16 protein-coding genes are annotated in these 21266 nt (G+C 69.8%); 5 read left to right on the forward strand and 11 right to left on the reverse strand.

Annotation, left to right across the window (positions count from 1 at the left end; all coding sequences use genetic code 11):
* Positions 1-61 precede the first annotated feature (61 nt).
* Positions 62-679: a GNAT family N-acetyltransferase gene (locus tag AB0D48_RS01105; protein ID WP_328926598.1), complete on the forward strand. Its 618-nt coding sequence runs from the start codon at positions 62-64 to the stop codon at positions 677-679.
* 86 nt (positions 680-765) lie between these two features.
* On the opposite strand, the gene trxA is transcribed toward AB0D48_RS01105, so the two are convergent.
* The 4 genes from trxA to sigM form a co-directional block, all read right to left on the reverse strand.
* Positions 766-1107, reverse strand: coding sequence for a thioredoxin (trxA, locus tag AB0D48_RS01110; RefSeq protein WP_030025741.1), 342 nt, complete (start codon positions 1105-1107; stop codon positions 766-768).
* Positions 1108-1158: 51 nt separating this feature from the next.
* Positions 1159-2118: a thioredoxin-disulfide reductase gene (gene trxB, locus AB0D48_RS01115; protein WP_215139804.1), complete on the reverse strand. Its 960-nt coding sequence runs from the start codon at positions 2116-2118 to the stop codon at positions 1159-1161.
* Between the two features lie 127 nt (positions 2119-2245).
* The gene (locus AB0D48_RS01120; protein ID WP_362389476.1) at positions 2246-3205 is read right to left on the reverse strand and encodes a hypothetical protein; all 960 of its coding nucleotides are present in this window, start codon (positions 3203-3205) and stop codon (positions 2246-2248) included.
* Positions 3202-3903, reverse strand: a complete 702-nt coding sequence (sigM, locus tag AB0D48_RS01125; protein ID WP_362389477.1) for an RNA polymerase sigma factor SigM — start codon at positions 3901-3903, stop codon at positions 3202-3204. The genes AB0D48_RS01120 and sigM overlap by 4 nt, the downstream gene beginning before the upstream one ends.
* A 177-nt stretch (positions 3904-4080) precedes the next feature.
* Between sigM and AB0D48_RS01130 the strand changes: the two genes are divergently transcribed.
* A complete protein-coding gene (locus tag AB0D48_RS01130; protein ID WP_362389478.1) occupies positions 4081-4530 on the forward strand; it encodes a DUF2690 domain-containing protein in 450 nt (149 codons plus the stop codon).
* A gap of 49 nt (positions 4531-4579) precedes the next feature.
* Here the strand turns inward: AB0D48_RS01130 and AB0D48_RS01135 are convergent, their stop codons facing one another.
* The 3 genes from AB0D48_RS01135 to AB0D48_RS01145 all read right to left on the reverse strand — a co-directional run bounded on the left by AB0D48_RS01135 (position 4580) and on the right by AB0D48_RS01145 (position 10913).
* Positions 4580-6310 (reverse strand): protein kinase family protein, encoded by a 1731-nt coding sequence (locus AB0D48_RS01135; protein WP_362389479.1) that lies wholly within the window; start codon positions 6308-6310, stop codon positions 4580-4582.
* A gap of 117 nt (positions 6311-6427) precedes the next feature.
* Positions 6428-8602, reverse strand: a complete 2175-nt coding sequence (gene murJ, locus AB0D48_RS01140) for a murein biosynthesis integral membrane protein MurJ (protein WP_362389480.1) — start codon at positions 8600-8602, stop codon at positions 6428-6430.
* Between the two features lie 46 nt (positions 8603-8648).
* Complete coding sequence (locus tag AB0D48_RS01145; protein ID WP_362389481.1) at positions 8649-10913, reverse strand: DUF6049 family protein; 2265 nt, start codon at positions 10911-10913, stop codon at positions 8649-8651.
* 187 nt (positions 10914-11100) lie between these two features.
* Here AB0D48_RS01145 and AB0D48_RS01150 point away from each other — a divergent pair, with 187 nt between their 5' ends.
* Complete coding sequence (locus AB0D48_RS01150; RefSeq protein ID WP_362389482.1) at positions 11101-12567, forward strand: CCA tRNA nucleotidyltransferase; 1467 nt, start codon at positions 11101-11103, stop codon at positions 12565-12567.
* Between the two features lie 76 nt (positions 12568-12643).
* Here AB0D48_RS01150 and AB0D48_RS01155 read toward each other — a convergent pair whose 3' ends face one another.
* The 3 genes from AB0D48_RS01155 to AB0D48_RS01165 all read right to left on the reverse strand — a co-directional run bounded on the left by AB0D48_RS01155 (position 12644) and on the right by AB0D48_RS01165 (position 15771).
* Positions 12644-13930: an MFS transporter gene (locus AB0D48_RS01155; RefSeq protein ID WP_362389483.1), complete on the reverse strand. Its 1287-nt coding sequence runs from the start codon at positions 13928-13930 to the stop codon at positions 12644-12646.
* Positions 13931-14036: 106 nt separating this feature from the next.
* A complete protein-coding gene (locus AB0D48_RS01160) occupies positions 14037-15119 on the reverse strand; it encodes an inositol-3-phosphate synthase (protein WP_362389484.1) in 1083 nt (360 codons plus the stop codon).
* Between the two features lie 49 nt (positions 15120-15168).
* Positions 15169-15771, reverse strand: coding sequence for a helix-turn-helix transcriptional regulator (locus tag AB0D48_RS01165; protein WP_362389485.1), 603 nt, complete (start codon positions 15769-15771; stop codon positions 15169-15171).
* 274 nt (positions 15772-16045) lie between these two features.
* Between AB0D48_RS01165 and AB0D48_RS01170 the strand changes: the two genes are divergently transcribed.
* Both AB0D48_RS01170 and AB0D48_RS01175 read left to right on the forward strand, forming a co-directional pair.
* Positions 16046-18640: a transglycosylase domain-containing protein gene (locus tag AB0D48_RS01170; protein ID WP_362389486.1), complete on the forward strand. Its 2595-nt coding sequence runs from the start codon at positions 16046-16048 to the stop codon at positions 18638-18640.
* Positions 18641-18727: 87 nt separating this feature from the next.
* A complete protein-coding gene (locus AB0D48_RS01175) occupies positions 18728-20188 on the forward strand; it encodes a glycosyltransferase 87 family protein (protein WP_362389487.1) in 1461 nt (486 codons plus the stop codon).
* 33 nt (positions 20189-20221) lie between these two features.
* On the opposite strand, the gene AB0D48_RS01180 is transcribed toward AB0D48_RS01175, so the two are convergent.
* Positions 20222-21253 (reverse strand): alanine racemase, encoded by a 1032-nt coding sequence (locus tag AB0D48_RS01180; RefSeq protein ID WP_362389488.1) that lies wholly within the window; start codon positions 21251-21253, stop codon positions 20222-20224.
* Positions 21254-21266: the final 13 nt, after the last annotated feature.

Raw genomic sequence — 21266 nt, forward strand, 5'->3', positions numbered from 1 at the left:
GTCGTCGGGTCTGTGGTTTGTCGCTGTCGAAAGAGCGGGGGCCAGTGGATACGATGCGTTCATGGGTCGTCGGCTGGTACCGCTCACGCTGGACAACCTCCAGGACCTGCCCCGTCGTTGCCGGTCCTGTGTGTTCTGGGAACTGGATCCGGTCAGCGGTGAGGCCGCCGTGAAGGCGGGTACGCCTGCGCTGGAGAAAGAGGCCTGGATCTCCGCCGTCCTCCTGGAGTGGGGATCGTGCGGCCGTGTGGTCTACGTGGACGAGGTCCCGGTCGGGTTCGTTCTGTACGCGCCGCCGGCGTACGTACCGCGGGCCACGGCGTTTCCGACCAGTCCGGTCTCGCCGGATGCCGTGCAGCTGATCACCGCATGGATCATGCCGGGTTATCAGGGGCAGGGTCTGGGGCGCGTGATGGTCCAGACGGTGGCGAAGGATCTGCTGCGTCGGGGGTTCCGGGCCATCGAGGCGTTCGGGGACGCGCGTTGGGAGGGGCCCGCGTGCCTTCTGCCGGCGGACCATCTGCTGTCGGTGGGCTTCAAGACGGTGCGTCCCCACCCGCTGCATCCGCGGTTGAGGCTGGAGTTGCGGTCGACGCTGTCGTGGAAGGAAGACGTGGAGCTGGCGCTGGACCGGCTGCTGGGGGCTGCGCGCAAGGAGCCGGCGCTGCGTCCTCTGTGAGCCCGGTACGTGGAACGGGGCCGCCCCATGCGAGGGCGGCCCCGTTTCACGTGAAACATCCCCAGCTACCGCTGGGGCCGTAGCCGTCAGGCGGTCTTGACCTCGACGAAGTCCGAGAGGTCGCGCAGGATGGCGGCCTTCGGCTTGGCACCGACGATGGTCTTGGCGACCTCGCCGCCCTGGTAGACGTTCAGGGTGGGGATGGACATGACGCCGTACTTGGCAGCCGTGGCCGGGTTCTCGTCGATGTTGAGCTTGACGATCTCGATCTGGTCGCCGTACTCGGCGGCGATGGCCTCGAGGGACGGCGCGATCTGGCGGCACGGTCCGCACCAGGCGGCCCAGAAGTCCACCAGTACGGGCTTGTCGCTCCTGAGGACCTCGGCGTCGAAGTCAGCGTCGGTCACGTTCTTGAGGGTGCCGGCCACAGCGGCCTCCTTCTTCTTCCTGCGGGGTGTGGGGTGGGGATGGTGCGAGGGTCAGACGGTCGCGTGGGCCTTCTCGGCGTCCGCGAGGGCGGCGAGGAAGCGCTCGGCGTCGAGGGCGGCGGAACAGCCGGTGCCCGCGGCGGTGATGGCCTGACGGTAGGTGTGGTCCACGACGTCGCCGGCGCCGAACACGCCGGTCACGTTGGTCCGGGTGGAGGGGGCGTCGACCTTGAGGTAGCCCTCGTCGTCGAGCTCCAGCTGGTCCTTGAACAGCTCGGTGCGCGGGTCGTGGCCGACGGCGATGAAGAGGCCGGTGACGGGCAGCGCGGAGGTCTCACCGGTCTTGGTGTTGCGCAGGGTGAGACCGGAGAGCTTCTGCTCGCCGTGGATCTCGGCGACCTCGCTGTCCCAGGCGAACTTGATCTTCGGGTCGGCGAAGGCGCGGTCCTGCATGGCCTTCGACGCACGCAGGCTGTCGCGGCGGTGGACGATCGTGACGGACTTGGCGAACCGGGAGAGGAAGGTGGCTTCCTCGATCGCGGTGTCACCGCCGCCGACGACGGCGATGTCGTGGTCCTTGAAGAAGAACCCGTCGCAGGTGGCGCACCAGGAGACGCCGCGGCCGGACAGGGCGTCCTCGTTGGGCAGGCCGAGCTTGCGGTGCTGGGAGCCGGTGGTGACGATGACGGCCTTGGCGCGGTGGACGGTGCCGGCGGTGTCGGTGACGGTCTTGATCTCACCGGTGAGGTCCACGGACACGATGTCGTCCGGGACCAGCTCGGCGCCGAACCGCTCGGCCTGGCCACGCATGTTATCCATGAGGTCGGGGCCCATGATGCCGTCCTGGAACCCCGGGAAGTTCTCCACCTCGGTGGTGTTCATCAGGGCGCCGCCCGCGGTGACGGCACCTTCGAATACCAGGGGCTTGAGCGAAGCGCGTGCGGTGTACAGGGCGGCGGTGTAACCGGCCGGCCCGGAGCCGATGATGATCACGTTTCGGACGTCGCTCACGGGTTTCTTCCTCGTTTCTGCGGACTGCGTGCTGCCTACCGGGGGCCGGTGTGGACTCTCACCCCACCCAACGGATCCTACGGCGCATGCATTCCCCGTCTGTCCCGGTGCGGGCCCTACGTGTCGGCTACCGGGGATAGGTGTTCGTCAGCAGGAGCTTTCCGGGGGTGGCCGGTGTGGAGTTCTCGCAGCCGGTGTCGACGAGGTAGGCGTCCACGCGGGAGGGGTCGCCCGGGTGGGGAAGGACGAGCAGGAGGACGGGGGCGCCCTGGTAGCTGCCGCGTTCGGAGGCGATCGGGGTCTCGGGGCGGCCCGTGGCGTTCTGGACGCAGGCGGGGACGGGGGCCGTCTGGCGGTCGTTGGGGGCGACGCCGGGGGCGGGGGTCTTCTCCAGGCCGTAGGTGTTGTTCTGCTCCCCCTGGGGGACTGCCTTGGTGCTCTGCCCGGGGTCGAGGAGCTGCTTGACGCTGCTGCGCAGGCCCTGGGCGGTGTAGGCGCCGTCGGCGGGGGGTTGGGCGGCAGTGCTCGCTGTTTCCCGGCGGGCCGCGGCGTCGTGGGAGGACGGGCCGGAGAGGTCGGTGAACAGGAAGAGCCCGAGTGCGCAGGCGGCGGCCCCGGCCAGGCCCGTGAGTACGGCGATCCGGCGGCGGGCGCGGCGGCGCCCGGGTCCGGTTGGGCCGTTCGGGTGGCCGGCGGGCTGGGGGCGCCTGCGAGCGGTAGCCAGGGGGGTTTCACGTGAAACATCGCGGTCGGTCGGGCGGGAGCTGACAGCGGACGCGGGCCGGCTGTCCTGCTCGGAAGCGTGGGGGGTGGTGGAGTCGAGGAGGGCTTCGGCGGCGAGGGCCGCGTCGATGCGGCCGGCGATGTCGGCGGGCATCCGGGCCGGTCCCGGAAGGGTGCCCAGGACGGCGCGGATCTCTTCGAGGGAGGCGCGGACATCGGCGCACAGGGCGCAGTCGCCGAGGTGGCGCCGGACTTCGGCGCTGCGGGCCGGGGAGAGGATCCCTTCGGTCAGGTCGGAGATCTCCGAGACGTCCGGGTGCCGGACCGTGCCGGTCGTGCCGGGCACGCCAGTTGCTGGGGTCACGGTCGTCCACCTCCGCCCTTCACTGCGTCTGGGTCTGGATGCCTGGGTTCTGCCGCTGGTGGGACGGCCCTGCCCGGCGTCCGGTTCCTTCCCCGCTCGGCGGCGGTGTTATCCCCGGCATTCGTGCGCAGATGAGTGAGCATCGGGAGGAGTTTCGCCCGGCCGCGTGCGCAGCGGCTTTTCACGGTGCCGGTGGGGACGTCGAGGATGCGGGCGGCCTCGGCGACGGGGTACCCCTGCATGTCGACGAGGACGAGCGCGGCCCGTTGTTCGGCCGGGAGGGTGCTGAGGGCGGCCAGGAGCTGGCGGTGGAGGTCCTGGCGCTCCGCGGGGGCCTCGGCGGACTCGTGGGGCTCCAGGAGGCGTTCCAGGCGGTCCGTGTCGTCGAGGAGTGCGGTCCTGCGGGAGGCGGCCTTGCGGGCCCGGTCGAGGCAGGCGTTGACGGTGATGCGGTGCAGCCAGGTGGTGACGGCGGAGTCCCCGCGGAAGGTGTGGGCGGCGCGGTAGGCGGAGACGAGGGCGTCCTGGACCGCGTCGGCGGCTTCCTCCCGGTCGCCGAGGGTGCGCAGGGCCACGGCCCACAACCGGTCCCTGTGCCTGCGGACGAGTTCGCCGAAGGCGTCGGGGTCTCCGGCGGCGTGCATCGCCAGAAGTTCCCTGTCCTGGGCCGAGGCGGGGTCGTCAGCCGCAGGCCTCATGATTCCCCTCCTGATTGGCGCCGTGCAGGTATTGAAGCGGGTTTTTCTCCGAAAGTAAATAAGAATAACCGGGCATTTCGGTCCCGTCGGGCTGGTCTCCGCGGACTCACGACCAAGATCATCTTCTGTTATGATCAGAGCTGCTTTTTCGATTGATATTCAGGTGTAGGGAGAAAGATGCGAAAGCTCGGTAAGTTCATTCCTGCTCTCATTGCGGCGCCGCTGCTGGCCGCAGCGATTCCGGGAAATGCGTATGCCGCTTCGTATTCCATGGACGGGCAGGACCCGTCGTCGGCGGGTTGTGCGGCGGATGCCACGACCAAGCAGTCGGCGTACATCGGTACGTCGAACTGGACGCCCGGGCAGGTTGAGCTGCGATACAGCACCAAGTGCCACACGGCATGGGCGCGTATCCGGCTTTCGGAGAACGCCTGGGGGAAGGCGCAGATCGCGCGCAACAACGATGGCAAGGCCTACAACTGCTCGAACCTGAGCTACAGCGACTCTCTCGGCAGCTACACCTGCTACACGGCCATGGTGTACGACAAGGATCCGCTCAATTCCTTTGCCGAAGGCTGGTCGCAGTACTCGAACACGAGCCTGCACACGCGGACTGCCTCGTACTGACCGGTGTGATTGCGGCGGGGCTGCGGGATTTCCCCCGCAGCCCCCTTTGCTATGAGTTCCGGAAGAACGAGACGTTCGAGATGCCCTGCTTGTAGCCGGCTCTGCTGTAGTCGGAGGCACCTGACTTCGGCATGGCCGTGAGCCACACGACCACGTAGCGCGACTTGACCGGGGCGGGCGCGGCGAGGTCGAGCTGCTTGTCGGCGGTGGTCCCGGTGGCGATCTTCTGCATGCTGCCGACGGGAGTCGACGAGGACATGCTGGGTGCCGCGTAGATCGTCGCGGTGGTGTGGTCGCCGCCGAACTTGAACGCTATCGAGGCGCCGCTCACGTCCTGCTCCGAGCCCAGGTCGAAGACCAGGCCGAGGCCTTCCTTGTAGGCCCCCAGGTCGGGGCCGTCGTCGAACGCGTAGGTCCGCCAGTAGGAGTCGGGGTCCTTGTCGTAGCTGTTCGCGACGTCCTCGATGTTCTGGGGCTTGCCGTCCGGGTAGTACTCCTCGGCCTTCTTGATGGTGAGCGGGACGCGCTCCGGCTCCTTCGGGGCGTCCTGGTTCTTGGGCTGGTTGTTGCTGCTGCCGTTGTCGCCCTGGGTGCCGTGGTCCAGGAGGGCGTCGGCCAGCTGCCAGCTGCCGAGGCCGAGGGCGGCGATGAGCAGGGTGGCGACGCCCCACTTCAGGGCCCGGCCCGTGCGGCTGTTCAGCGGGGGCGGCGGGGGGACGACGACCGTGACGGACTGGGCGGGGGGCGTACCGGGGGGCGTGGGGCGGCCGTAGCTGCCCTGCTGGTACGTGGTGTGCTGGTACTCGGGCGGGGCGGTGAAGGCGGGCTCCGGCGGCCGGATGCGGGGCATCGCGGCGACGGCTTTGGCCAGCTCCTCAGGAGTGGTGCAGGCGGGCTCCTGACGGGAGGCGGTGGCCCCGTCGTTGGCGAGGGCGCGCATGGCGAGCTCGCCCAGACCGCGGTGGACGCCGGCGCGGACCTGGTCGGGCGGGATCAGGCCGACGCCCTTGGGGAGGCCGGTGAGGCCGTAGGCGTCGTCCTCGTAGGGCCAGCGCTGGGTGAGGGCGGCGTACAGGAGTGCGCCGATGGCCTCGGTGTCGGCGCGCTGGGGGGTCTCGCTGGTGATTCCGCGCAGGGCGGCGTTCACGGCGAGGCCGCGGATGCGGTACTGGCCCGTGGAGGTGCGCAGTATCGCGCTGGGCGTCAGGCGCAGGTGGGCCAGGCCTTCGCGGTGTGCCGCGGCCATGGCCTGGGAGACCTGGCTGACGAGCTGGTAGGCCTCGTGGGGTTCCAGGGGGCCTGCGGCGAGGAGCGCGGTGAGTTCGGTGGCGTCGGGCAGCCACTCGTGGACGACGTAGACGAGGTCGTTCTCCTCGACGGCGTCCAGCACCTGGACGAACCGGGGGTCGCCGAGCAGGGCGGAGGAGCGTGCGGCGGCCAGAACGGAACGGGCCCGCGGGTGGTCGGCGGGGAGCAGGTGCACGCCGACGGCCCGGCGCAGCTTCTCGTCCATCGCGCGCCAGCTGCTGAATCCGTCCACACGGGTGACGCACTCTTCGAGCCGGTAGCGTCTGGCGAGCTTGTGGCCGCTGTGGAGTTCGGGTGCGGCCGAGGGGGCCGCGGTCGTGCGTTCGCCGTCCTTTTCGGTCATGGGTCCGTCCGCGGCTCGTCCGTTCTGGGTGTCCACCCCGTCGGCCGTGGCCTTGTCCGCCTCTGCGGCCAGCGGCTTGTCGCCACTGTTGTCGGCCACGTCGACGGCGGCCGTGCTACGTTCCGCCACCGTCGTTCCCGCCTCCCCATCCGTTGCACGCTGTAGGCCAGTCTGCGAAGCCATGCCAATTGTGCCCACAGTCCGACGCTATGCACGACACACGAAGGGGGGCGACGGTTGTGCGCATCAGCGCCCCAAACGTCCGCGGACCATTCCGACCATCGCGTTGAGCTCTTCGATCCGCATCCGCTTGGCGGCGATGAGGAACACCGCTGCCAGGGCGATCCCGCCGGCCACGAGGGCGGCGGCGGAGCCGGCGACTCCGCTGCCCAGCCACTGGGTGACCGCGTAGGCGGCGGCGCCGGCCACGGCGGCCGCCGGGACGCAGGCGCCGGTGAGGCGGGCGTAGGTGCGCATCACGTGGGCGCCGTCGAGGTCGCCGCCGAGGCGGCTCTTGAGGCGGCGCCAGGCGACGCCGACGCCGACGGTGTAGCCGAGGCCGTAGGCGGCGGCCATGCCGACGACGGCCCACCGGGCGGGCAGGACGAAGAAGGAGGCCGCGGAGACCGCCGCGTTGACGGCGGCGACGATGACGGTGTTGTAGAAGGGCGTCCGGGTGTCCTCGTAGGCGTAGAAGCCGCGCAGGACCACGTACTGGACCGAGTACGGGATCAGGCCGAGACCGAAGGCCATCAGGACGTAGCCGATGTTCTGGGCGCCGGCGCCGGAGCCGGCGTAGAGCAGGGTCGCCATCGGGACGCCGAGGGCGAGGAACGCGAAGGCGCAGGGCACGATCGCGACGGCCGAGGTGCGCAGCCCGTAGGAGATGTCGTCGCGGACGGCGGCGGCGTCTCCGTCATGGGCGGAGCGGGAGATGCGGGGCAGGACGGCCGTCATGACGGAGACGGTGATGATGGCCTGCGGCATCTGCCACAGCAGCAGCGCGTAGTTGTAGGCGGTGATGCCCGTGCCGGGGTGGCCCTGCTTCTCGGCGACGGAACCGGCCCAGGTGGCGAGCTGGGTGACGACGACGAGCCCGATCTGGTTGGCGAGGACGAAGAAGAACGTCCACTTGGCCAGGCCGGCGGCCTTGCCGAGTCCGTGGCCCTTCCAGTCGAAGCGCAGGCGCGGCCTGAAGCCGGCGTCGCGCAGGTAGGGCAGCATCGCCAGGGCCTGGACGGTGAGGCCCAGCAGGGTGCCCAGGCCCAGCAGGCGCACGCCCTCGGGGGTGACGGTGCTGGCGTTGACGCCGGAGGTGGTGAAGCCGCCGAACGCCCAGATGAAGGCGCCGAAGGTGGCGATGACGACGATGTTGTTGAGGACCGGGGTCCACATCATCGCGCCGAAGCGGCCGCGGGCGTTGAGGATCTGGCCGAGGACCACGTGGACGCCCATGAAGAACATGGTGGGCAGGCAGTAGCGGGCGAAGGCGACCGCGACGTCCATCTGCTGCGGGTCGGAGGCGATCTTCGGCGACATCATCGTGATGAACACCGGTGCCGCCAGCACGCAGATCGTCGTGATGGCGGCCAGCAGGACCACGACGAGGGTCAGCAGCCGGTTGGCGTACGACTCTCCCCCGTCGCTGTCGTTCTTCATGGCCCGGACCAGCTGCGGGATGAAGACGGCGTTGAGGGCGCCGCCGCCGACCAGCACGTAGATCATCGTGGGCAGGGTGTTGGCGATCTGGTACGTGTCGTTGAACGTGCCGACGCCGATGGCGCCGGCGATGACCAGGGTGCGCAGGAAGCCCGTGATGCGGGAGACGATCGTGCCGGCGGCCATGAGCGCGCTGGACTTCAGGAGGCTGGAGGCGCGTCCGGCCGGCTTGCTCGGCGCCGGGACGGCGACGGGGGCGTCCTCGGCGGGGGTGCGGGGTGCTGCCTCCTGGTCCCGGTAGAGGTGCGCGAAGGCGTCGGGCTCGGGCTGCTCGTCCGCCGCCTGCGTGACGAGGGAGTCCACGCCGACGAACTGGGTGGTGCTGGCGCGGTCGCCGTAGGGCAGGTGGCGGGAGGGCCCGTCCGGCTCTGGCGGCGGGGTCTGGGCCCAGACGCGCGGGTCGGGGGAGTACGAGGGCGCGGCCGGCGCCGCGTAGAGCGGGCCGGGCTCCTGGTAGGTACCGGGTGGCGGCGGGGGGTGCGAGGCCCGGTCGTAGAGGACCTCGGCGACGGGGTCCTGGGCGGACAGGTCCTGCGACCGGTACGGGTCGTGGTCGTAGGCGTCCTGGACATACGGGTCGCGGTCCGGAGCGGGCGCGGGCGCGGGAACCTGCCCGGGCACCGGAGTGCCCGGGGCAGTGCCCTGGGAGGGCGTGGGCCCACCAGTGCCCTGCGCGCGGTCACCGTCGTACGGCGCGTTCATCGAAACCCCACCTCATCGTCCCCAGGCCGGCCGGCCACGGCATCGCTCAACGGTCCACTGTCTCACCCGTGCCGGACCCGTCGCTGCTTTGCGGTCCGGTGTCCGGGGACTCGTCACTCGGCTGCGTGCTCTCATCGGCGGCCGCGCGGGCCGCGACGCGCTTGCGGCTGGCGTACATCTTGATGCCCGCCAGGACGAGGAGGAGCACACCGCCGGCGATGACGAGCATGACGGTGGGAGTGACCTCGGTGGCGTCGACGGTGAACTTGCGTTCCTTACCGTAGGGGACGCCGTCCTTGGTGAAGAGCTGGGCGGTGACCTCGACGGGGCCGCTCGCGGTGGCGTTGGCGGGGAACTTCACGGTCTGGGTGTGGTCGCCCTGGATGGTGACCTGCTGTTCCGCCTCGCCCTTGTCGCCGAACATCAGGCGGGTGGGGTTGCCGGACTTCACGCGCAGGACGAGGTTGTGGACGTCCTGGACGAGGCTGTTCTGGACGCTCACCGGGATGGTGGCGCTGTGCCCGGACAGGGTGGCGTCGGACTTGGGGATGACCTTGACCTTCTCGGTGAGACCGATCAGGTAGGCCTGGACCTGGTCCCGGTAGACGTCGGCTTCCGCGGGGTGGCCGCGCCAGGAGGTGGACATCTCCCGGTTGGTGGTGTTGCCGAAGGGGATCTCGACGCGGTCGGGTGCGGCGAGGATCACCTTGAAGTGGTCGAGGGTGTTCTGAGTGGTGCGGATCTTCTCGAAGGCCGTCACGGGAAGCTCCTGCTTGCGCAGGGCCTCGGGGTACTGGCCGGCGCCCGGCACCTGGGTGGCGGCCGCGGGGTCGGGCTTGGCAGCGGCTGCGGCTTCGAGGTCCCCGGGCTGGGTCCAGCGCCCGGCCTGGAGGGCACGGAGGGCGCCTGCCATCGTCTCGACCTGGCTGGCGGTGGGCATCCGCTGCGGGGTGACCACGAAGCTGCGCTGCTCGTCGGTGTGCTGGAGGTTCAGGGCAAGGCTGTGGGCGAGGAACCGCTGCGTGGCGAGGGTGGAGTTGCCTGCGTTCAGCATGTCGCCCTCGAAGGCGGTGGAGAGTTCCGCGTCCGCGACCACGGCGGTGGCGCCCGCGCCGATGGGGCGGGCGGCCGAGGGGGTGTACCCGAGGGCTCCGCTCTCCGAGAGGCTGTCGCTGCGGGTGAGGATGTTGTGGGCGCCGGCCGAGGTGGCGACGTTGACGATCGAGGGGTCGATCGCGCCGTCCACGGGCCAGGAGAAGTCGGTGGACGCGGGGACGTGCAGGACCGTCTCGACGGCCTGCTTCGCCTTGTCGGTGGCGGGCCGCAGCTGGCCCAGGGTGCCCGAGACGTCCTTGCCGTGGTGGGCGAGGGAGGCGAGGTCGGGGTCGGCGAAGGGCAGGGCGACGACCTTCTTGCCCTGGACGGCGGCTTCCAGGGAGCTCAGCCACTGTTCGGCGACGGCCTTGTTCTTGCCCTGGACGGGCTTGCCGCCCGGGACGCGGACCCGATAGCCCTTGGTCATCGCGTCGACCGTGTAGAGCAGGTCGGGGTCGATGACCCAGGTGATGGGCAGTTCCTTGCCGAGCGCGACCATCCGTTCCAGGCGGCCGCCCGGCTTGAGCTCCTCGGCGAGGGCGTCGTCGAGGAAGACCGGGGTCTGGGTCTCGTCCGAGCCGGTCTCCGCGGTGACGTGGGTGGTGGAGATCAGTGGCCACGCGTACGTGAGCTGGGCGCGCTTGGCTGCGGCCTCCGGCTGCCAGGGCAGGAAGGTCCGCTTGATGCCGAGGACCTGCTCCGACGGGCGGCTCTCGGTCACGCCGGACAGGGAGACGCCGAGCTGGTAGACGCCGTCCTTGTCCAGGTCCAGCTTGTTCAGCGGGACCGTCAGGCTGAACTGCTGGCTGACCTTCGAGGGCAGCGAGGCGATCTTCACGGCGTAGGCCGGGTCGATCTCGCCGGGGTCCGTGCCGGCGCGGAAGCTGGTGCGGTCCGCCGCCTCGTCGATCGACGACCGGTCCGCGAGGAGGGGTCCGACCCGCAGACCCACGTGGGCGTCGTTGATCGTCTCGGAGCTGTTGTTGACCACGGTGCCGGAGATGGTCAGGGTGTCGCTCTTGACCGGTGCGGCGGGGGTCATCGAGGTCAGCTGGATGTCGACGGCGGCCGCCTGCGCGGCCTGGGCCTTCGGGGCGGGAGAGTAGACCAGTGCGGCCATCACGGGCGTCCCGGCGAGCAGGACCACCGCGCGCCGCAGCCATCGGCGCCGGACAGGGGCCGGTGAGGCCCCCAGGATGTCTGCCGCCTCGGCCACGCGCTAGCCCGTCCCTCGAAGTGTCAGTGGTCGTCGTATGTGCGTCCACGCATGGTAACGAGACCCGCTGTGCGCGAGTGCCGCGCCGTGCTCCACATGATCGGCTCACCCCGGGGCCGGCTGTGTACCGGGGGTCGCCGAAAAACGCGGAAGCCCGCGCCGGGCGGGGCACGTACCCTTTTCTGTTGTGCCGAACGCCAACGAAGACAACCCCAGTGCCCTGAGTCAGGTGCAGCGCCGCGCGGTGAGTGAACTGCTGCGGGTCGCCCCTGTCGCCGACGAGCTCGGCCGTCGTTTCCAGGAGGCGGGCTTCCGCCTCGCCCTGGTCGGCGGGTCCGTCCGCGACGCGCTGCTCGGGCGTCTCGGCAATGACCTCGACTTCACGACCGATGCCCGCCCCGAGGACGTTTTGAAGATCGTCCGCCCGTGGGCCGACTCGGTGTGGGACGTCGGCATCGCCTTCGGCACCGTCGGGGCGCAGAAGCACGCCCGCGTCGGGGAGGTCGACCGGGACTTCCAGATCGAGGTGACCACGTACCGCTCGGAGGCCTACGACCGTACGTCGCGCAAGCCCGAGGTCTCCTACGGCGACTCGATCGAGGAGGACCTGGTCCGGCGCGACTTCACGGTCAACGCCATGGCCCTGGCCCTGCCGGAGCAGCGGTTCATCGACCCGCACGGCGGTCTGGAGGATCTGGCCGCCGGTGTGCTGCGCACTCCGGGGACCCCTGAGGACTCGTTCTCCGACGATCCGCTGCGCATGCTGCGGGCGGCGCGGTTCGCCGCGCAGCTGGACTTCGAGGTCGCCCCCGAGGTCGTCGCGGCCATGAAGGCCATGTCGGACCGGATCGAGATCGTTTCGGCGGAGCGGGTGCAGGCCGAGCTGAACAAGCTGATCCTCTCCGCCAACCCGCGCAAGGGCCTGGGCCTGCTCGTGGACACAGGACTGGCCGACCGGATCCTGCCGGAGCTGCCCGCGCTGCGGCTGGAGAGTGACGAACACCACCGCCACAAGGACGTCTACGACCACTCGCTGATCGTGCTGGAGCAGGCGATCGCGCTGGAGGAGGACGGGCCGGACCTGGTGCTGCGGCTCTCGGCTCTGCTGCACGACATCGGCAAGCCGCGCACCCGCCGCTTCGAGAGCGACGGCAGGGTCTCCTTCCACCACCACGAGGTGGTCGGCGCGAAGATGACCAAGAAGCGCCTGACCGCCCTGAAGTACTCCAACGACATGATCAAGGACGTGTCCCGGCTGGTGGAGCTGCACTTGCGCTTCCACGGCTACGGCGACGGCGAGTGGACCGACTCCGCGGTGCGGCGCTACGTCCGTGACGCCGGTCCGCTGCTGGAGCGCCTGCACAAGCTGACCCGGTCCGACTGCACCACGCGCAACAAGCGCAAGGCCAACGCCCTCTCCCGTACCTACGACGGGCTGGAGGAGCGCATCGCGCAGCTGCAGGAGCAGGAGGAGCTGGACGCGATCCGGCCCGACCTGGACGGCAACGAGATCATGCAGGTGCTGGGTGTCGGCCCCGGCCCGGTGATCGGGAAGGCCTACGCGTTCCTGCTGGAGCTGCGCCTGGAGAACGGCCCGATGGAGCGCGATGCGGCCGTCGCCGCGCTCAAGGAGTGGTGGGCCGCGCAGGCCTGACCCGGGAACGCCCGAGGCGATGTTTCACGTGAAACATCGCCTCGGGCGGACGGGCTGGAGCGGATGTTCCCCGTGGCTACCGCGGGGAGGTGCCCCCGGCGAAACGCCGGCCTTGCCGGGCCAGCAGCGCAGCGGTCGCGGCGTAGAGGGTGGCCACGCAGAGGATCAGCGGCACGGACCGCCCGTCGGCGGGGAGCATGAGGGAGGCCACCGCCGCGGCGCCGACGAAGGCGACGTTGAAGAGCACGTCGTAGACGGCGAAGACACGGCCGCGGTACTCGTCGTCCACCCGGGACTGGACGACGGTGTCGGTGGAGATCTTGGCGCCCTGGGTGGCGAGGCCGAGGACGAACGCGGCGATCAGCATCGGGCCGGGGGCGAAGAACAGGCCGAGCGCCGGGACCAGGACCGCGGCGCCCGCGGAGCATGCGGTGATCCAGCCCAGTGGTCCCAGCCGGCCCACGAGCGAGGGAGTGATCACGGCGGCCGTGAAGAACCCGGCCCCGGAGACGCCGACCGCGGCCCCCAGGAGAGCCAGTCCGTCGGACTCGTTGTCCGACCAGGCGTAGCGGCAGAGCATGAGCAGCATGACGAACAGCGCTCCGTAGCAGAACCGCATCATGGTCATCGCGGTGAGCGCCTGGGCGGCCTCCCGGCGGGAGGCCAGATGCCGCAGGCCTTTGGTCATGCCCCGGACCGTGAGGGTGATGGCTTCGGCGACCGAGGGGTGGAGCCGGCCGGGGGGGTGGTCGGGCCCGAGCAGGCCGACGGCCAGGCGCAGGGAGACGAGGGCCGAGCACAGGTAGAGCCCGGCCCCGAGGAGGACGACGAGGGCGTCGGATCCGGCGGCCAGCAGCCGGACAAGGAAGGCCAGCCCTCCGCCGGCGGTCGCCGCGAGGGTTCCGGCGGTGGGGAACAGCGCGTTCGCGGTGACCAGCCGGCGGGGATCGACGACGTGGGGCAGTGACGCGGAGAGCCCGGCCAGGACGAAGCGGTTGACGGCGGTCACGGACAGCGCCGAGGCGTAGAACAGCCAGTCGGGGACGTGCGCGACGATCAGCATTCCGGTGACGCAGGCGAGGAAGGCGCGCAGCAGGTTCCCGTAGAGGAAGACCTGGCGGCGGCGCCAGCGGTCGAGCAGCACCCCGGCGAAGGGGCCGATCGCCGAGTACGGGAGCAGCAGTACCGCCATGGCCGAGGCGATGGCCGCGGGCGAGGTCTGCTTCTCCGGGGAGAAGACCACGTAGGTGGCGAGCGCGACCTGGTAGACGCCGTCCGCCGCCTGGGAGAGCAGCCGTACGGCGAGCAGGTTGCGGAAGTCCCTCAGGCGCAGGAGTACGCGCAGATCACGTACGACAGGCATGAGGGAAAGGGTCACATACGCGGAGGGTCCCCGGGCACATTGCCCGGGGACCCTCCGCGGAAGAACGGTCGAAGTCCAGGTGTCCGCGAGGACCCTTGGGGTTCGACTAGCGCTCGACCTCGCCCTTGATGAACTTCTCGACGTTCGCGTAGGCCTCGTCGTCGAAGTACTGCACCGGCGGGGACTTCATGAAGTAGCTGGACGCCGACAGGATCGGGCCGCCGATACCGCGGTCCTTGGCGATCTTCGCGGCGCGCAGGGCGTCGATGATGACACCGGCGGAGTTCGGGGAGTCCCACACCTCGAGCTTGTACTCGAGGTTCAGCGGGACGTCGCCGAAGGCACGGCCCTCGAGGCGGACGTAGGCCCACTTGCGGTCGTCGAGCCAGGCGACGTAGTCGGACGGCCCGATGTGGACGTTCTTCTCGCCGAGCTCACGGTCGGGGATCTGCGAGGTGACGGCCTGCGTCTTGGAGATCTTCTTCGACTCGAGGCGGTCGCGCTCGAGCATGTTCTTGAAGTCCATGTTGCCGCCGACGTTGAGCTGCATGGTGCGCTCAAGACGGACACCGCGGTCCTCGAACAGCTTCGCCATCACGCGGTGCGTGATGGTGGCGCCGACCTGCGACTTGATGTCGTCGCCGACGATCGGGACACCGGCCTCGGTGAACTTGTCCGCCCACTCCTTGGTGCCGGCGATGAAGACCGGGAGGGCGTTGACGAAGGCGACCTTGGCGTCGATGGCGCACTGGGCGTAGAACTTCGCCGCGTCCTCGGAGCCGACGGGCAGGTAGCAGATCAGGACGTCGACCTGGCGGTCCTTGAGGACCTGGACGACGTCGACCGGGGCCTCGGCGGACTCCTCGATCGTCAGGCGGTAGTACTTGCCCAGGCCGTCGTAGGTGTGGCCGCGCTGCACGGTCACACCGGCGTTCGGGACGTCGCAGATCTTGATGGTGTTGTTCTCGCTGGCGCCGATGGCGTCCGAAAGGTCGAGGCCGACCTTCTTCGCGTCGACGTCGAACGCGGCGACGAACTCGATGTCACGCACGTGGTAGTCGCCGAACTGGACGTGCATCAGACCGGGGACCTTGGCCGCCGGGTCGGCGTCCTTGTAGTACTCGACGCCCTGCACCAGCGAGGCGGCGCAGTTGCCCACGCCGACGATGGCTACGCGAACCGAACCCATTCCGGTTGCTCCCTGTTTGTTCTCGGACGAGGTCTGCGAGGTGCAGGCCTCATTTTTCAGTTTCGTCGGACGGACCGGTTCGTCTCCGATCCCGTCCCGCCCGCTCACTCTCGATGAGCTCGTTCAGCCAGCGCACTTCGCGCTCAACGGACTCCATGCCGTGCCGCTGCAGCTCAAGCGTGTAGTCGTCGAGGCGCTCGCGCGTGCGGGCCAGTGAGGCGCGCATCTTCTCCAGGCGCTCCTCCAGCCGGCTGCGGCGGCCCTCCAGCACCCGCATGCGTACGTCTCGTTCGGTCTGGCCGAAGAAGGCGAAGCGGGCGGCGAAGGACTCGTCCTCCCAGGTGTCGGGGCCGGTGTGGGAGAGGAGCTCCTCGAAGTGCTCCTTACCCGCGGCCGTCAACCGGTAGACGATCTTGGCGCGGCGCCCTGCGAGTGAAGCGGCGAGCGCGTCTTCCGGGGCGTTGCCCGGCTCTTCGATCAACCAGCCGTTGGCGACCAGCGTCTTGAGGCAGGGATAGAGCGTCCCGTAGCTGAAGGCCCTGAACACACCCAGCGAGGTGTTGAGCCGCTTGCGCAGCTCGTACCCGTGCATGGGGGATTCGCGCAGCAGGCCGAGGACGGCGAATTCGAGGATGCCTGAGCGCCTGCTCATCCGCCTGCCTCTCCTCCGACTCTGGGTCTTTATACCGAGCTGATGTATCGACTCGATACATCCAGACGATAGAACGGTGCGCGTCCGACGACAAGGGGTGACGTGGTGACCGGCGTCACATCGTGAATTCCTGGCAGGCAAGTTGCCTGATTTGGGGTGAACTTCGGCACTGATTGGGTTTTGACCGTGCGTAGTCTGTGCGCCATGACACCGGGGGAACCGGAATTCACCTGCCGCTTCCAGGCCACTCGCCTGCCCGAGGAGTAGTCGTTCGATGAGCGAGCACCGCCGCAAACCGCCGCAGCCCCAGGGTGGCGGGCGAGCCTCGGCCCGCCGGGCCGCCCAGCAGCGCCCTGGCCGGGGCGCCGATGACCGGCGTGACGTCCCCACCGCGTCACACAGTGGCCCCTACGCCGAGCGGCCCCCCCGGGGCAGCCGCGTCGAGGCCCGCCGAACCGCGCAGAGAGGGCCAGCCGGCCGCGGACGAGGCTCGGGCAGACCCGCTCGTGGCACGGGCCGCCCGGACAAGCGCCTCATCAACTACCCGCGGTCCGACAGAGACGGCTGGAAGCGCTTCGTACCGTCCTGGAAGTTCGTCTCCGGCACGGTCCTGGGCTTCTTCGCGGTCATCATCGCCGGAGCCGGCATCGGCATCGCGATGGTGAACAAGCCCGACGAGAACAAGGCCGCCCAGGCGCAGAACAACGTCTTCTACTGGGAGGACGGCTCCCAGATGGTCGCGACGGGCGGTTCGATGAACCGGCAGATCGTGCCCATCGACAAGATCCCCCGGTCGATGAGGGACGCCGTCATCTCCGCGGAGAACGAGTCCTTCGAGACGGACAAGGGCGTCGACCCGATGGGCATCGCCCGGGCCGTCTACAACATGGCCACGGGCGGCTCCACCCAGGGCGGCTCGACCATCACCCAGCAGTACGTGAAGAACACCTACCTGGACTCCGAGCAGACGCTCAAGCGGAAGGTCACCGAGCTCTTCATCGCCATAAAGCTGGGTGTCTCCGAGGAGAAGGACAAGGTCCTCGCGGGCTACCTCAACACCGCTTACTACGGTCGCGACGCCTACGGCATCCAGGCCGCGGCCCGCGCCTACTTCGGCAAGGACTGCCAGGACCTGAACCCTTCCGAGAGCGCCTTTCTGGCCTCCGTGCTGAAGGGCCCCAACCTCTACAACCCGGACGGCGGCATCGGGTCCGCCGCCACCCCCCAACTCAACGAGGAACGGGCGAGGAAGCGCTGGGCCTGGGTCCTCGACCGCGAGGTCGAGGTGGGCCGGATGGACAAGGCCGAGCGGGCCAAGTACAAGGACTCGGACTTCCCCGCCCGGGTCGAGTCGGAGCAGGCCCGCGCCATGTCCGGCCAGATCGGCTACCTGGTCGAGACGGCCAAGCAGTACGTGATGAAGACCCAGGGCATCACGGCCGAGCAGATGGCCCTGGGCGGCTACCAGATCAAGACCACCTTCCAGAAGCCCCGGGTCGACGCCCTGGTCAAGGCCGTGGAGGACACCCGAAACGACTTCCTCGACGAGAAGAAGCGCCCCGAACTCGACACCTTCGTGCAGTTCGGCGCCGCCTCCGTCGATGTGAAGACCGGGGCGATCGTCGCCCTGTACGGCGGCCCCGGCATGGACAAGAAGTACTTCAGCAACAACGCCAACACCAGCGGTGTGCCGGTCGGCTCGACCTGGAAGCCGTACGTCCTGGCGGCGGCGATGGAGTACGGCACCCAGAACTCGAACGGCCGGGGCCTGTCGGCCGACAGCAAGTACCTGGCCGACGACCTCACGGTGATCAAGAACCGCCAGGGCAAGCCCCTGCTGGACAACTCCGGCAAGCCGTTCAAGCAGAAGAACGAGAGCTCCGCCGCCTTCGGCTACGTGACCCTCAACGAGGCGATGGAGAAGTCCATCAACGTGCCGTTCGCGCAGCTCGTCTTCGACGTGGGCCACACCAAGGTCCGCGACGTGGCCAGGTCCACCGGCATCCTCAAGGAGTCGATGGTCGTGGGCGACGACGCCTCCTTCGCACTGGGCACCTCGACCCCCAGCGCCATCCGGATGGCCGACTCGTACGCCACCTTCGCCGCGTCCGGCACGCACCACGAGCCCTTCTCCGTGACCGAGGTCGTGAAGAACGGCGAGAAGCTGTCCGGTTTCGAGGCGCCCAAGGCCGAGCGGGCGATGGACAACGCCGTCGCGGACAACGTCACCAAGGTCCTGGAGAACGTCGTCGAGAACGGCACCGCCAAGAAGGCCAAGGCGCTCGGCCGGCCCGCCGCGGGCAAGACCGGCACCACCGACCAGAACAAGTCGGCGTGGTTCGTCGGCTACACCCCGGAGCTGTCGACCGCCGTCACCCTCTTCCGCAGCGACCCGAACTCCGCCGACAAGAAGCTGATGTCCATGAACGGCGTGGGTGGCACCGACTCCATCCACGGTGGTGACATCCCGACGGTGATCTGGACGGAGTACATGCGCGAGGCGCTCAAGGGCGCCCCGATCAAGCCGTTCCCCGAAGCCGAGGAGATCGGTGTGGTCGCCGACTCCGCCGGCGCGCCCTCCCCCACCCCCCCGGCCCCCGCGGCGCCGTCCATGTCTCCCTCGCCGTCTCCCTCGAGCTCCCCGACCCCGTCCCCGACCCCGTCCAAGGGCGGCAAGCCGTCGTGCAAGCCGTGGGAGCTGTACTGCGACCCGAACACCACCGGCGGGACCTCCACCGGGGGAACGAATTCCGGGGTCATAGGAGGCGCCGACGGCGGAGCCAGCGGATCACCGTCTCCGACGAACACCGGCAAACCCGGCCGCCCGGGCGGCACCACGGGTTGGCCCACCGGCACGGCGGCCGACTGACCGGGCCGCGCATCGAGTAGGGGAAGGCCGTCGCACAGGGTGCGGCGGCCTTCCCCCATGTCCGGGCCGGTACGGCAGGATGAGCCCATGACGAAGGTGCACGAGGACCTCCCCGTACTGCCCACGCAGCAGGACGAGGTCGCCGCGGCGGGCAGTGAGTTCATCGGCGGCCCGATCGGCCGCTACGCCCGGATGGGCGGACACTGGCTGGGGCCGGTGCGCCTGGTGGCCCTCATCGCCATCGGCATGTTCGCGCTGGGCATGGTCCAAAAGCTGCCCTGCTACGACTGGGCGTGGTTCCAGGGGGCAGGCTCGCAGTACACCCACGCCTGCTACTCGGACATCCCGCACCTCTACGTGGTACGCGGCTTCGCCGACAACCTGACGCCCTACTTCGACCGGCTCCCCGGCGACATGGAGTACCTGGAGTACCCGGTCCTCACCGGGCTCTTCATGGAGATCGCCTCCTGGCTGACCCCCGGCAGCGGTTCCATGCAGCACCGCGAGCAGATGTACTGGATGGTCAACGCGGGCATGCTGATGGCCTGCGCGGCCGTCATCGCCGTCTGCGTCGCACGCACCCACCGCCGCCGGCCCTGGGACGCCCTGCTCTTCGCCCTCGCGCCGGCCTTCGCGCTCACCGCGACGATCAACTGGGACCTGCTGGCCATCGCCCTGACCGCCGCCGGAATGCTCATGTGGTCCCGGGGCCGCACGGTGCTCTGCGGCGTCTTCATCGGCCTGGCCACCGCCGCGAAGCTCTATCCCGTGCTGCTGCTCGGGGTGCTGTTCGTGCTCTGCTGGCGGGCCGGGAAGTGGCGGGCCTTCGGCGCCGCCGTCCTCGGCGCAGCCGGATCCTGGCTCGTGGTGAACCTGCCCGTCATGATCCCCGCCTGGGAGGGCTGGACGAAGTTCTACACGTTCAGCCAGGAACGGCCCATCGACTTCGGCTCCGTGTGGCTGCTGATCTCCCAGCGCTCGGGCAACCCCCTGGACGGTGCCAACGTGTACGCGACCGTCCTGACGCTCCTGATGTGCGGAGCCATCGGGCTGCTCACCCTGATCGCCCCCCGGCGGCCCCGCTTCGCGCAGCTGGCCTTCCTCGTGGTCGCCGCCTTCATCCTGGCCAACAAGGTCTACTCGCCGCAGTACGTGCTCTGGCTCATCCCGCTCGCGGCGCTGGCCCGGCCGCGCTGGCGGGATTTCCTGATCTGGCAGGCCACCGAGGTCGTCTACTTCCTCGGGATCTGGTTCTACCTGGCCTACACGACCAGCGGGGACAAGCACCAGGGCCTGCCCGTGGAGGGCTACCAGCTGGCGATCGCCGCCCACCTGCTCGGCACCCTCTACCTGTGCGCGGTCATCGTCCGCGACGTCCTGATGCCCGAACGGGACGTCGTACGCCGGGACGGCTCGGACGACCCCTCCGGCGGGGTGCTGGACGGTGCCCCGGACGTGTTCGCGCTGTCGGGCGCGACGAGGGCGCCGCAGTACGCGGCGCCCTCCGAGGGACAGCGGGTCGACTGGGGCACGGGCCCCGAGGACTGATCGCCGTGAGCCGGGAGGACCGGCACACGGCCGTCAGGCGTCGAGCACCCGGTCGAACTGCGTGGTGGTGTGGCGCAGGTGCGCCACGAGCTCGTCGCCGACCTTCGGCTCGGTCGCGTCCGACGGCACGAACAGGATCGACACCTGCATGTGCGGCGGCTCCGCGAACCAGCGCTGCTTGCCCGCCCACACGAACGGCGACAGGTTCCGGTTGACCGTGGCCAGGCCCGCCCGGGCGACGCCCTTGGCGCGCGGCATCACGCCGTGCAGGGCCTTGGGGGCCTCCAGGCCCACGCCGTGCGAGGTACCGCCGGCCACGACGACCAGCCAGCCGTCGGACGCGGCCTTCTGCTGGCGGTAGCCGAAGCGGTCACCCTTGGCCACCCGCGTGACGTCCAGGACCGCGCCGCGGTACTCGGTCGCGTCGTGGTCGCCCAGCCACAGGCGCGTGCCGATACGGGCGCGGAAGCGGGTCTGCGGGAACTGCTGCTGCAGCCGCGCCAACTCCTCGGCCCGCAGGTGGCTGACGAACATGGTGTGCAGCGGCAGCCGGGCAGCGCGCAGCCGGTCCATCCAGCCGATGACCTCCTCGACGGCGTCCGAGCCGTCCGGGCGGTCCAGCGGCAGGTGCAGGGCGAAGCCCTCCAGCCGGACGTCCTCGATCGCCGCGTGCAGCTGTCCCAGGTCCTGCTCGGAGATGCCGTGGCGGCGCATCGAGCTCATGCACTCGATGACCACGCGGGCACCGACCAGGCCGCGGACCCCGTCCAGCGAGGACACCGAGCGGATGACCCGGTCGGGCAGCGGCACCGGGTCCTCGCCCCGCCGGAACGGGGTCAGGACGAGCAGGTCACCGCCGAACCAGTCCTTGATGCTGGCGGCCTCGTACGTCGTCCCGACGGCCAGTACGTCGGCGCCCATCCGGGTCGCCTCCTCGCACAGGCGCTCGTGGCCGAAGCCGTAGCCGTTGCCCTTGCAGACCGGGATCATTCCGGGGAACTGGTCCTGGATCTGCTTCTGGTGCGCACGCCAGCGCGCGGTGTCGACGTAGAGCGTGAGCGCCATGCCCGTCCGGAAC

Origin of the sequence: Streptomyces sp. NPDC048269 (assembly GCF_040652395.1) — a bacterium.
Classification (GTDB): domain Bacteria; phylum Actinomycetota; class Actinomycetes; order Streptomycetales; family Streptomycetaceae; genus Streptomyces.